General features: G+C 56.8%; 9 protein-coding genes. 2 read left to right on the forward strand and 7 right to left on the reverse strand.

Annotated elements, in window-relative coordinates; all coding sequences use genetic code 11:
• Positions 1 to 15 precede the first annotated feature (15 nt).
• Positions 16 to 1,590 carry a flagellar hook-length control protein FliK gene (locus KW839_RS18940; protein WP_218425165.1) on the forward strand — a complete coding sequence of 525 codons (1,575 nt, stop codon included), beginning with the start codon at positions 16 to 18 and terminating at the stop codon, positions 1,588 to 1,590.
• Entirely contained in the window at positions 1,587 to 1,916 is a 330-nt protein-coding gene (locus KW839_RS18945) for an EscU/YscU/HrcU family type III secretion system export apparatus switch protein (RefSeq protein WP_218425166.1), read from the forward strand. Before KW839_RS18940 ends, KW839_RS18945 begins: the two co-directional genes overlap by 4 nt.
• Positions 1,917 to 3,172: 1,256 nt before the next feature.
• Here KW839_RS18945 and KW839_RS18950 read toward each other — a convergent pair.
• The 7 genes from KW839_RS18950 to KW839_RS18980 form a co-directional block, all read right to left on the reverse strand.
• Positions 3,173 to 4,237, reverse strand: coding sequence for a DUF6396 domain-containing protein (locus KW839_RS18950; protein WP_218425167.1), 1,065 nt, complete (start codon positions 4,235 to 4,237; stop codon positions 3,173 to 3,175).
• An 81-nt stretch (positions 4,238 to 4,318) separates the two neighbouring features.
• The gene (locus KW839_RS18955; protein WP_218425168.1) at positions 4,319 to 5,383 is read right to left on the reverse strand and encodes a DUF6396 domain-containing protein; all 1,065 of its coding nucleotides are present in this window, start codon (positions 5,381 to 5,383) and stop codon (positions 4,319 to 4,321) included.
• An 81-nt stretch (positions 5,384 to 5,464) separates the two neighbouring features.
• A complete protein-coding gene (locus tag KW839_RS18960; protein WP_218425169.1) occupies positions 5,465 to 6,427 on the reverse strand; it encodes a DUF6396 domain-containing protein in 963 nt (320 codons plus the stop codon).
• Positions 6,428 to 6,499: 72 nt separating this feature from the next.
• Positions 6,500 to 8,461, reverse strand: a complete 1,962-nt coding sequence (locus tag KW839_RS18965; RefSeq protein WP_218425170.1) for a phosphatidylserine/phosphatidylglycerophosphate/cardiolipin synthase family protein — start codon at positions 8,459 to 8,461, stop codon at positions 6,500 to 6,502.
• 2 nt (positions 8,462 to 8,463) lie between these two features.
• Complete coding sequence (locus KW839_RS18970; RefSeq protein ID WP_218425171.1) at positions 8,464 to 11,340, reverse strand: type VI secretion system Vgr family protein; 2,877 nt, start codon at positions 11,338 to 11,340, stop codon at positions 8,464 to 8,466.
• 35 nt (positions 11,341 to 11,375) lie between these two features.
• Positions 11,376 to 12,455 (reverse strand): hypothetical protein, encoded by a 1,080-nt coding sequence (locus KW839_RS18975; protein WP_218425172.1) that lies wholly within the window; start codon positions 12,453 to 12,455, stop codon positions 11,376 to 11,378.
• A 9-nt stretch (positions 12,456 to 12,464) separates the two neighbouring features.
• Positions 12,465 to 12,719, reverse strand: a complete 255-nt coding sequence (locus KW839_RS18980; protein ID WP_218425173.1) for a PAAR domain-containing protein — start codon at positions 12,717 to 12,719, stop codon at positions 12,465 to 12,467.
• Positions 12,720 to 12,814: the final 95 nt, after the last annotated feature.

Here is a 12,814-nt window from a genome sequence, read left to right on the forward strand (position 1 = left end):
AGGTTGTGACCGCGTATGACAGGCGAAATGAACATCCTGACGCTACCGCAAATCCTCCCGGCGACTTCGCGCCCGCAGGTGCTCAGCGGTGAGTTGCTCAAGTTGCAGACGCCGATGGACGGGCTGATCAGCGTCGGTCAAACCGCCCAGGCCGAAGTGTTGTCGCTTAAGCAGACAGACCAGACTTTCCAGATGCTGCTCAAGGTCACACTCGACAGCGGCCGCCAGACCACGGTCCAGACTACCGGTAATCAACCGTTGGCCCTGGGCACCACACTGGTCGTCAGCCAACCCTCGGCCGGCAGCCTGGCCGTGACGGTACAACAGGCCATTGCTTCCAGCATCGCCACCCTCACCCGCCTCGACACCGCGCAACTGCCCGTTGGCACCTTGCTGCAGGGTAAAGTACTGACCTCGCAAGTGCTGCCCCGGTTGCCCGGCCAGCCCCTGGTATTTCGCTCGATGGTGAGCCTGCTCAACACCGCACTGAGCGGCAGCACCCTGAGCATCGACAGCCCGCAGCCCTTGCGCATCGGCACCTTGTTGAGCGCGCAGGTGCAGGACGCCCAGACCGTGAAATTCGTGCCTCTGAGCAGTCGACAGGAACAACTGGCGGTGACCCGGCAACTGGTCGACCAGCAAAGTCGCCAGGGATCGCTGGATGGCTTGCTCAAGCTCCTGCAGAGCCTTCCACCCTCAGACCAGACATCCGCTGAGTTGCGCAGCGCCGCTACCCTTTTGCTCGCCGGCCTGCCGGATGTTCAACAGTTGAGTACGGCCAAAGGCCTTGCCCAGGCCCTTGCCGGCAGCGGTGTGTTTCTCGAAAGCAAACTGCTCACCGGGCAAAACCCGACGCTGGCGCCCGACATGAAGGGCGATCTGCTCAAACTGGTGGCGCAATTGAGTCAGGGCCTGCCGACCAACACCAGCCTCGGCGCGATCGTTGCGGCCAACACCCTCGCCCAGACCATGCCGAGTTTCGTGCGCAACGCCCTGGGCATGCTCGGCCAGGTCAGCGCCAAACCGTCGCCGACCGGCTTTCCGCTTGCCGAGCGCCAACTGCCAGGCGCCGAGGGTGAGGATGACCTCGAACACCTGCTGCGCCTGGCCGCCGCCGCGGTTTCACGCCTGCAGAGCCACCAGTTGGCAAGCCTGGAACAAACTGGCGTCACCGCCGACGGACGGCTGATGAGCACCTGGCAGCTGGAAATCCCGATGCGCAATCTGCAAGACATCGTGCCCTTGCAGGTCAAGTTCCAGCGTGAAGAGGCCCCTGAGCACGACCACCCCAATGAGCGCCGCGAAGAACGCGAAACGAAACAACAACTGTGGCGTGTAGAGCTGGCCTTCGACATGGAACCCTTGGGCCCCTTGCAGATTCAGGCACAGTTGATCAAAGGCAGCCTGTCCAGCCAGCTGTGGGCCGAACGGCCTTATACCGCCAGCCTGATTGAAAGCAACCTCGCCGGCCTGCGCGAACGCCTGCTGTCCTGCGGCCTGAACGTCGGCGACCTCGACTGTCACCACGGCTCGCCGCCCCAAGGCCCCCAAACCCGCCTCGATCAACGCTGGGTCGACGAAACCGCATGAAAAACCCCAACGCCCCACGCCAGGCCATCGCCCTCAAGTACGACGGCAGCCACGCCCCTACCCTCACCGCCAAGGGCGACGAAGAACTGGCCGAAGAAATCTTGCGCATTGCCCGCGACTGCGAAGTGCCAATCTATGAAAACGCCGAGCTGGTGAGAATGCTGGCGCGCATGGAGCTGGGGGACAGTATTCCTGAGGAGCTGTATCGGACGATTGCCGAGATCATTGCGTTTGCCTGGAACTTGAAGGGGAAGTTTCCGCCGGGGCAGGATCCGGATGCGCCGAGGGTGGAGAAGGACATCAGCGAACGCGGGGATGACTATTGAGGTTTAGAGGACGTCTTCGCGGGCAAGCCCGCTCCCACAGCTAATCTGCGGTGAACGCATGTTCTATGCCGGACATAAAACCACTGTAGGAGCGAGCCTGCTCGCGATGGAGGTATGAGCGCCGCGTTTCTCCAGAAGGCCCGCGTCATCGTTAACGTCCATCGCGAGCATGCTCGCTCCTACAGATTTCTATCAGTGCTTGTGCAACTTGCTCATCAACTGCGCCTCCCACAGCTAATCTGCGGTGAACACATGTTCTGTGCCGGACATAGAACCACTATAGGGGCGAGCATGCTCGCGATGGAGGTATGAGCGCCGCGTTTCTCCAGAAGGCCCGCGTCATCGTTAACGTCCATCGCGAGCATGCTCGCTCCTACAGATTTCTATCAGTGCTTGTGCAACTTGCTCATCAACTGCGCCTCCCACAGCTAATCTACGGTGAACGCTTGTTCTGTGCCGGACATAGAACCACTGTAGGAGCGAGCATGCTCGCGATGGCGGTATGAGCGCCGTGTTTCTCCAGGAAGCCCGCGTCATCGTTAACGTCCATCGCGAGCATGCCAAATAGAGACAATCAACTAATTAATCACTTAAGAGCGCCACTCTTCACTCCAACTCAATTTCTTCGGCGACTAGTCCCTGTTGCCCTCGGGTTCTCGAGAAGCGAATACGTTTACCGACAAGCGGCAGATGGTCCAGCAACCACATATTTTGTCTAATATTCACCTTGTAAATTTCATTTTCAAGGTCATCATCCCGGACCGTGCAAGTCGAACGATCGCCATAACCCGGAGCCCCCGGTGTAAAGGAGTCAATAACTCCTGCTGTGCGATTCGAGTTACTTTCCATATAAACCTCACGCTTATCAAAAATTAATGTTTTACATCGCCTCATCCCCACATCGAATGAGAAGCCCCATTAAACACACAATGCAGCAGCGAGAATACTGTCAGATATACCAGCTAACACCTCTAAAGCGCCAACTTGATTACTCGGCAAAAAAATCACACACCCGAAATAGATTCAAATATTTAACGCAACAAAATAAACAATGCACAACACTGAATAACAAAATAATTCCAACAAAAAAAATCGCAGCTCAGGCTGGGATTTTTTCTTTTTTTGACTTGCCAATTTAAATACTAACTGCGCCTATGCAACTTGCTCATCAACTCCGCCCCCCGCCCCGGTCAATCTGCAGCACCGGGGCAGTTGATGCCCACCATCACGTGCAGTTAGTGCCGGGACAACATTGATTAGAGGCTTCCGATGGATTTTGTTAGCGGCAAACCGGTGGCGGGATCAAGTCCCTTCTCGGCGCTGAGTTTCTCGATCAGTTCTGCTGATGGGATGATGGGAACAGCCGAGTCACGCTCTCGTTTCCATTGGAAGGTACCGTCCCAATCGGGGAGGGTCGCAGGTGGGAGTGGGACGATGTCATCCAGATCGGGCATTTTTGCCCCGAGATGTTCGTGTCGCGTCAGGAAGTCGCTGATTTTATTGTATCGAACGACGCGCTCGTCATCCTGCTGTAAAGCCAGATAGTTAAGTTCGTTAGAAGCAGGTGGGCCTTTGAATGCATTGGCGAGACTATACGCACTCAGATCATCGCCATTTCGTGTCGCTGTATGGTATCCCTTCAGAGCCTCTTGATAAAGTCCCGAATCTTGCAAGTAGCTTGAGTAGTCTCTCGCTGCCAATCGATTACCTTGCTCCATTGCACACTTATACATCGCCAATAGGATATCGGCCGTATTTGGTACATAGGATAGAAGCCTCCCTACGTAATACTGAGCGTCTGGGCTACCTAAGTCGGCCGCCCGCCGAAAGTACGCCCTGGAGGCCGCGACATCCTGTTTAACGCCATACCCCAATTCCAAGTAATGCGCCAAATCGTAATAAGCTCCCGGGATATCTTGAGCAACATAATATTCAGCCAGGTCGATGACCTCTTTACTGGCGTCAGGAGAGTGGGCTTGTCCGGTTGACAACAGAAATTGTAGATTGGTTGCAGCCTTGTAATGGTCGTGTGCAGCCGCGATACGATAATAGCGGGCAATATCGTCGTAATTTTTCTGCCCTTTACGCTTTTCCAGATAAAGGCCATACCGATAGAAAACGTCCGCGTCCTGGTTCAACACAGGCAAGGAATCGCGCTCATATACGCACTTGAACTCCAGCCCACTGTAGGCAAAGTCCACCGACGCGGCATCAGGCATCTGCTCTTCTTTTTTTGAGCAGGCCATGATCATCAAGAAGCTGAACAATGCCAGTAGCGGCTTACTCGCCCCCGCCCGATTATTTATTAAATTGCCCGGCATAGATTCACTCGACAATTAATGAATTACGCATCATCTACTCAATTCCTCTGAACTGCCCAACTCGCGCCCCGACGGTAACGGTCAGGTATTCCCGGTGGGTTTTGGCAGTGGCAACCCCGTGGCGGGATCAAGTCTCTTTTCGGCGCTGAGTTTCTCGATCAGCTCTGCTGAAGGAATGTTTGGAACAGCCGAGTCACGCTCTCGTTTCCATTGGAAGGTACCGTCCCACTCGGGGAGAGTCGCAGGTGGGAGTGGGACGATGTCATCCAGATCAGGCATTTTTGCGCCTAGGTGCTCGTGTCGGGTCAGAAAATCGCTAATTTTATTGTATCGATCGACTCGCTCGTCATCTTGCTCAACAGCCAGATAGTACAGTGCATCGGACGCTGGCGGCCCTTCGAAGGCACTCGCCAGTTGACTAGCACTACTGTCATCGCCATTGCGAATTGCTATTTGGAAGCCCTGTAGAGCTTCTTGGTACAGCTCTGATCCTTGCGAATAAATTGCGTATTTTCTTCCCGCCGCGCGATGACCTTGTTCCATCGCACACTGGTACATCGCCAGCATGGTTTCTGCCGTATTGGGTACGTAGGATAGAAGCCTGCCTATATAGTATTGGGCGTCCGGATTCCCCAAATCGGCCGCTCGCCGAAAATAGGATCTTGAGGCTGCGACATCCTGTTTGACGCCATAACCCAGTTCCAGATAATGCGCCATGTCGTAATAAGCCCCCGGGATATGTTGAGCAACATAATATTCAGCCAGGTCGATGACCTCTTTACTGGCGTCAGGAGAGCGGGCTTGTCCGGTTGACAGCATGAACTGCAGATTAGTCGCGGCCTTATAATGATCGTGTGCAGCCGCGATACGATAGTAACGAGCGATCTCGTCGTAATCCTTCTGCCCTTTACGCTTTTCCAAGTAAAGACCATACCGATAGAAAACGTCCGCGTCCTGGTTCAACACAGGCAAGGAATCGCGCTCATATACGCACTTGAATTCCGGCCCACTGTAGGCAAAGTCCACCGACGCGGCATCAGGCACCTGCTCTTCTTTTTTTGAGCAGGCCATGATCATCAAGAAGCTGAACAATGCCACTAGCAGCTTACTCGCCCCCGCCCGATTATTTATTAAATTGCCCGGCATAGATTCACTCGACAATTAATGAATTACGCATCATCTTCTCACTTCCTCCGAACTGCCCAACTCGCGCCCCGACGGTAACGGTCAGGTATTCCCGGTGGGTTTTGGCAGTGGCAACCCCGTGGCGGGATCAAGTCCCTTTTCGGCGCTGAGTTTCTCGATCAGCTCTGCTGAAGGAATGTTTGGAACAGCCGAGTCACGCTCTCGTTTCCATTGGAAGGTACCGTCCCACTCGGGGAGGGTCGCAGGTGGGAGTGGGACGATGTCATCCAGATCGGGAATCTTTGCACCGAGATGCTCGTGGCGCCTTAGGAAATACTGAATTTTTTTATATCGATCGACGCGCCCGTCATCTTGTTGCAGAGCCAAGTAGTAAAGCTCATCAGACCTCTGGGGGCCTGCGAAAGCACTTACAAGATTGCCAGCACTGTTTGCGTCGCCGTTTCGAATTGCAGATTGGTAACCTTCGAGCGACTCTTGGAAAGCCCCTAAGACTTTCGAGTAACTTGCGTAACTTCTACCCGCCAAACGATTACCCTGTTCCATTGCGCACTTGTACATTGCCAGCATGATATCGGCCGTATTAGGCACGTAGGAAAGCAGCCTACCTATGTAATACTGCGCTTCCGGACTTCCCATATCGGCCGCTCGCCGAAAGTAGGCTTTGGACGTGGAAACATCCTGCTTAACTCCATAACCTAATTCAAGGTAATGCGCCATATCGTAGTAAGCGCCAGGAATGCCCAATGCAATATAGTATTCGACCAAATCAATCGTCTCCTTGCTGGGATCAGGAGAGCTAGCTTGCCCAGTTGACAGCAAAAATTGCAGATTAGCCGCTGCCTTGTAGTGGTCGTATGCCGCCGCGATGCGATAAAAACGGGTAATCTCGTCGTTATCTCTCTGCCCCTGACGCTTCTCCAAGTAAAGTCCGTACCGATAAAGCACGTCTGCGTCTTGGTTCAAAACCGGTAACGAGTCGCGCTCGTGCACACACTCAAATTCCAATCTACTGTAGGCAAAATCCATCTGCGTAACATCGGGCATCTTTTCTTCCTTTTTTGAACAAGCCGACATGGAGATACACAAAAATAAAACAGCTACAACTCTATTCATCGCTCAGTCCCAATCCTTCCTGATCGGGCTTTCCTGCATAAATTCAATTAATGATGCGATCGGACCCTCCCATATTTTTGTTTTTTGTTTCTGCGCCCCATTAGTTTTGCGATCTCTATTCTGATTAATTATGTCCTGCCATTTATCGTATACCTCATACATATCATCCCCCGTCGCCCTCCCCCCCGTATGCACCCCAAACAAATGCTCCCTCAACGGCCTCGTCACCGCAGGATCCTCAATACAAATATTCAATTCGCTATCCACCTGCATACTGCGGGTATTGATGTTCGCGGAACCCAGCGTGGTAAACACGTCATCGACAATCATCAACTTGCTGTGCACATACACATCCATCCAGTTTTCGGGAGGGGAATCAGGTGCCACCAAGGTACAAATGTGCACTTTCAGTCCGGGAATTTCCGTAGGCGAAATGACGGCCTGATCCTTCTCGGGAAACTCCTTTTCAAGCTGTGCGACCCTGGCGCGTGCCTGCTCCAGCTTGCCTTTCAAGGTTTCGTAGTACCGAGCCGCCGTCTGGTCGTGATCGGTATCGCGTTGATCCTTGAAAATGCCTGCGTTGATGGAAGCCAGGCGCTCGGCCAGCCTGGCTTGGGCAAGGTCGGCCAGTAGATCGTCACGCCGCTCGGCCCTGGCGACACCCGGCATCAACTGCGGGCGGCCCAAGCGCTTCAACATGCGGAAGGTATTGACGGAGCCATCGCCCATGGCCTCGCTGGAGGAGTTGGTCACGACGAACAGATACACCGGCCCGTCCTTTTCAAGATCACGGCCCCCGTTGAGAAGGTTTTGCACGACGCTCTTGATCTTGTCCGCCAGCGGTGGCCAGCGAAAGTACTGGTTCTCGATGTAGATGAATCGGGTCGTGTTATTGACGGCCTTCAGGTAGACCTTCTCGATGTCCCGGATGTTTTCCTGGCTTTGGGTCCTGAGTATCTGCGCCATGACCGCAGGGCCATAGCCTGGGCGCACGCGCAGTTGTTCAGCGATGTGCTGGCGAGGGCCCAACAGGTCGACGCGGGTTTCTTTTTTCCAGGCGGCGCAGAAGTTGTCGTTCAAGAACTCAAGCACCGGACCGCTCACTCGGCTGGAAATATCCTGCCGGGGCGTTTCGCCGTTGCGTCCGAACTGCGCATGGTGTCGCACATGGCTGTGATCATCATTGTCCCAATAGGCATCCAGCGTGTTGTGCCCCATCACGAACCCGACAGCGATCTGCGGTTGCTCGTAGTCCACCAGCACCATTTTCTGGTGGTGGCTCGGCTCGGCAACCATCGCCACCGAGCTCATGACTTTGTTGGTCGTGTCGCGATCCTTGTCCAACGCCTTAAAGGTCAGGCGCCAGGCAATCTCTGCACGCTCCAGCAAGCTGAAGTCGCGCGTGACGAATTCAATGTTCTTGGTGCCAGGGGAGAGATCGTTGCCCCATCGCATCAAGCGAAAGAAACGCTGGCCCAGCTCGACGGGGCCGGTTTCGGCGCCCGTGTAGGCCAGCCGGATCTGGCGATACCACAGCTTGTCATACTCGACTTGCGCGTCGTTGCGGTTCTGCCGGTAAGTGCCGAACCAGTTGGATACGTTGTCGCCGGGCGTCGGGTTTTCAGAAGTCTGGGCGAGGCGCAACGTGTCGTACCAGCACAGGATTCGGACTTGAACACCTTCATGGGCTTTCTTGATCAGCAGATCGCCAATGCACAGGGAGCTGGTTTTGCCGCGTTTGAAGTGCATCGACGGCTGAAAGCCCCAGCAGATGATTTCCACGCTGCTTTTGGCGGCCTCGATGGCGTCATATACCGAGCCGAAGGCGCGCTCGCCGTTCACCAGCGGCTCGAAGGTGGCGGGCGCCGGGTCGTACTCGGTGCACTGCACGAACCACGGCAGGTTGAGCTGGCATGAAGTGGTCTTGCTCGTGGCGATCGGCACTTTGATCGTGGGTAGGGTCATCTTCAAGCCTTCGATTCTGGAGTGTTCAATCGGGTGTAGGCCTGGCGGAACCGGCTGGAACTGTCCAGCGGCGTATCGCCCGGCTGAGGTTGGCGCTCATGACGGTGGTAACCCTGGTTGGCCCGTTCGGCATTGCCCGGCTCTCCCAGGTAGTCGCCGCCCACCGGCACCTCGTAGCTGACACCGTTGGCCAGTTCGATGTGATAACGGGCGGTGGTGACGTGGTGGTCGACAGCAATGCGGCCAGTGGCGTCCATGACACCGCTTGCGGTCTGTACCCCATCGGCAAAGAGTGTGTAAGGCATGCCCGCCCACGGCTGAAAACCTGCTGCACTGCTGTTGCCAACCGCCAACATCAGCGACTGCCTGACCGACCCTGCCGGCCACGCCGGGTTGTCGCGATTGAGTTGTGCCGGGCCCTTGAAGGACTTCTTCACGCCCCTTACATCCACCGTGCCGGGGGCATGAATGTCGATGTTGCCGTCCTTGATGCGGATGTAGGCGCCGCCGCTGGTGAGCAGGATTTCATCCTGAGCGGCAATCTCGACGGAGCGTGCGGTCGAAGTGATACGCACGCTACTCTGGGCCGTGAGCTCGATGGCATCGCTCTGCGCCTGTATTTCAATCTTGCCTTTGGCCGCGAACAATTTGGCGCCTGCTGCCTTGGCGAACAGGCTGATGCTTTGGGCAACACTGGCCAGCAATGACTGGCCGCTGGCCAGGTTGATGTCCTCTGCGCTCGAGAGGGTCAATTGCTTGCCACTATGTACATGGGTATTTTGCGGCGTCGCGGTGACGATGTCGGCGGGCGCGGAAGCGATCAACAGCGGCTTGTGCAAGCCGGCCGTGCTACCACGGCCACCACTGCTGATCGCGGCATCGGTGTCGCCGCCATTGCGTGGTTGTCGGCGAGGATCGACGATGTACTGGCCTTCGTTGCCATAGTCCAGCCGAGTATCGAGGTTAAGTTGATCGAGGCTGTCGACACCTCCCTGCATGGGCAGGGCATTGTGCTGGCGAGCGGCCTCGGACAATGCCTTGACCCGCTCCTGTGCGTTCGTCAGTTGCGTGCGGACTTCCTGGACATCGACCTGGCCGCCCTGTGCATTGTTGCGAGGCCAGGTGCTGAGATACAGACCTTGCTGTGCGCGCAAGGCACCGTAGGCATCAGTGCGCAATTCAAAACCTGTGCCGCGCAGGGCGCCACGCTGATTGCCCTGCTGGTCGATCAGATAACCGAGGTTCAACTGGCTGTGGCCATGACTGCTGTGGATCTGGGTGCGTACCTGGTCGGTGGAGTCATCCATCACCCATTGGTTGTAGCCCGATCCTTTGATCTCCCGGCTCTTGTACCCACTCATCAAGCCGCTGGTGTGCCAGGCCGGCTTGTGTCCACCATAGACCTGGCCCATCACCACGGGACGGTCGATGTCGTTGTCGAGGAACGTCACCACAACCTCTTCCCCTGAGCGCGGCACGTTCACACTTCCCCAACCTTCGCCGCTGCTGGCCTGCATCATGCGCAGCCAACACGAGCCCAGTTCGCCATCCTTAATAAGACGGTCCCAATGAAAACGTACGCAGATACGGTTGAGATTGTCGGTAAATACCTCGCGATCGCTCGGGGTCACGACGACGGCGGTCTGCGGGCCGGGATTGGCCGGTTTGGCATGGGCAAAAGGACTGCGATAAGCGATGTCCAGGCGCTGGGTCTCAAAGCGGTTCTGGTAGAAACCTTCGTTACCCGCTGCAAGCGTCGCCGCCCCCTGCCCGGACTCGAAAAGCGCTTTCAGGCTACCGGGCGGGCTGACTCGCTGCGTGCCAACCGGCAGGTTGCTCTGGGCGAAGAACTCGACCGCGATGATCAGGAACTCACGCTCCTTGACCGGCTTGCGTTCATACAACGGATGTTGGGTCAGTTCGAAACCATAACCGGGCTGCATCTGGCGCACGCCACCTCGCCCATGGATTCGCCTGGCAGCCGATTCGTCCTGCTCAATCTGCACACGGCTCAGCCAATCGCCATGGTCCATGTTTTGCCAGGCGTATTGCCCACGGTACTGATAACGCTCCAGGGCCGGCGGCGCCAAAGATGCAGACAGCGCTGGGGTCTGGGTGATTAATGAGCGGGCATGGCAGCGGTAGTCGTTGCTGCTTGCTTGCACCACGCCATTGTGCAATCGGGTACCTGGGCTCCATTGGGTAATGCTGTCTTGGTCGTCAGCGGCCTGTTGCGTATGAAAACGCAAGGCGGGCGGGTCCAAGGTCGGCAAAAAAATGCCATGGTCGGTGAAGACGATGCAGTGGCTATCGAGCGCATGCTCCACGTACCAGTACAAACCCTCCTGTTCACACCAGCGCTGCACGAAATGGGCGTCCGTCTCGTTGAACTGGGTGACGTAGGACAGCAGCGGATATTCCCGAAACAGTTCGAAGCGGTACCCGCCCCGTGCCTGGCTGTAGTGCTGGAACACTTGGGCGAGGATGTCGGGAAGACTCACGTCCTGCCAGATCCGGCAATCCACGCGGTACTCCAGCAGGCTGAACCAGGGCGCGAAGACCAGTTGCCAGTCGTCCAGGCCGCCGTCACTTCCCAGGTATCGCACGCTTTCCACCCAACCATGCCTGGGGCTCAAGCTACCGTCGTCCAGCATGATGCTCAGTTGCACCGCCTGACCTATGAGTTGTTCCGGGTCGAACTCCGTGGCCTGGTTGATCACGTCAACCGTGTAGCGAGGCACCCGGCCCACCCGCTCCTGGGCATGGGCTCGCAGCGCGAACAGGTCCTGCCCTTGGGGCGTCGTCAGTTGCAACAGTCGTCCAGCCTGGCTCAACGGCTGGGCAAAGGAGCCCCATGCTATGTCTGTAATTGAATTCACTGTTCAAACTCCCTGTTTCGTAAATCCATGAGGTTTCAGCCGATCAGCCAGCCCCTGGTCTGGTCGGACAACCTGCGTTCCAGTACCCACACGGCGCAGCCAGGTTCAGCGCTTGCGATCAGCCAGGCGAGGCCGATTTGCACCCATTGCTCGGTGACAGGTCCGAACCGGCCACCCATTGTGTCGAGGCGAACCTGTTGCTCGAAGTTAAGGCCAGGCAAGGAATTACGGGCATATTCGCTGAGCTGAGAGAGGCGGTTGCCATCCAGTGCGCCCTCTGCGATCAACACGCTGACCCGCGCCGGATCGATGGTCGTGAGCTCACATAGCTCTGCCATCAAGCGCTCGAGGGTTTGTGTATCGGTACGCGCCTGCGCAGTGCGCGCCGGGTGATCCAGCTGGATCGGCGCAAACAGTTTCAAAGCGCTGTCGGTCCGAGGGTCCGCAAGTTTCGGCTGGCGACGCAGTAACACCGCGCTGACCGCTTCGCCGGCTATCTCATCCGCTGCGTGACACGGCGCCTGTTCCTTGCAGACCCAAGTGTCCAGACTCAGGCATAACAGGTATTGCGGCCCGGCAGTGTGACCAAGGACCTCGGGCAACCACTGCGCGGGGGCTTGGGTCTGCAGGTCGAAACCACGTAGCGGCATCAGCTCACGGGGCCACAGGTTCACGACTCGTTCTATCCAGTCCATCGCATCGACCGCACCGGGTGCGAACAACACAACCTGGGTGTTCGACCAGTCGATTGATTCGCGCAATGCCGGCGCCCATTTTTTCATGGCGCCCTGCAGAATTTCGCTGCAACGAGCAAGCACCTCGACTGCCGGCAAACCTTCGGCGGGAGTGGCGAGACGGCGAATGGGCCGGCGCATTGCGCGGGCATCTAGCAGACGTGGGTCGTGAGAGAAGTCGATACGCTTGCCTGCCAGTTCGCTCACCGGCAAAGGTGCGTCATAGGCGCCGCAAGGTAGCCAGACCCAGGCTTGTGCAATGCTGACGCAGTTGGAGGCAAAATCCCCCCTGGGAAATGCCGCGTCCGCCAGGCGTTGCGCCTCCTGCGCTGCCAACCGTCGTTCGGAGATCCGATCGTAGATACTTGTTCGTTTTTTCATCTCTGTTCCTTAGAGAAGGCCAGTGTCCTTTTGCGTCGCTATCAGCCTTGCACCGCAGGAGGTCAGATCCCCGTCACGAGCAACCGCCCGGTCATCGACCAGCAGTGTTTCATCACCACTTGCGATCATGCATTCCCCGTGCGGACACAAGACGCGATCTCCGACTCTGGCAACCGCGAGACCGTTGATATCTGTCCAGGGCGAGCCTTCACACACCCGCCCTCCAGCAGAGGTCGGATCGTCGATAACAATGATTGGGCGCATGGTGAGCTTCCGCGTTTGAACATGGGCAGGACATCAGCCCAGAAACAAGTGCACATACATGCACCGCACGGTAATGACGGAGGCCGATTGCCTCA

Origin of the sequence: Pseudomonas sp. PDM31, from assembly GCF_019218965.1 — a bacterium.
Lineage (GTDB): Bacteria > Pseudomonadota > Gammaproteobacteria > Pseudomonadales > Pseudomonadaceae > Aquipseudomonas.

Bases quoted from the DNA above. Each gene is read 5' to 3' on its own strand.
- KW839_RS18950 (WP_218425167.1), bottom strand. From the start codon at position 4,237: ATGCCGGGCAATTTAATAAATAATCGGGCGGGGGCGAGTAAGCCGCTA.
- KW839_RS18960 (WP_218425169.1), bottom strand. From the start codon at position 6,427: ATGCCCGATGTTACGCAGATGGATTTTGCCTACAGTAGATTGGAATTT.
- KW839_RS18965 (WP_218425170.1), bottom strand. From the start codon at position 8,461: ATGACCCTACCCACGATCAAAGTGCCGATCGCCACGAGCAAGACCACT.
- KW839_RS18980 (WP_218425173.1), bottom strand. From the start codon at position 12,719: ATGCGCCCAATCATTGTTATCGACGATCCGACCTCTGCTGGAGGGCGG.
- KW839_RS18945 (WP_218425166.1), top strand. From the start codon at position 1,587: ATGAAAAACCCCAACGCCCCACGCCAGGCCATCGCCCTCAAGTACGAC.
- KW839_RS18955 (WP_218425168.1), bottom strand. From the start codon at position 5,383: ATGCCGGGCAATTTAATAAATAATCGGGCGGGGGCGAGTAAGCTGCTA.
- KW839_RS18975 (WP_218425172.1), bottom strand. From the start codon at position 12,455: ATGAAAAAACGAACAAGTATCTACGATCGGATCTCCGAACGACGGTTG.
- KW839_RS18940 (WP_218425165.1), top strand. From the start codon at position 16: ATGACAGGCGAAATGAACATCCTGACGCTACCGCAAATCCTCCCGGCG.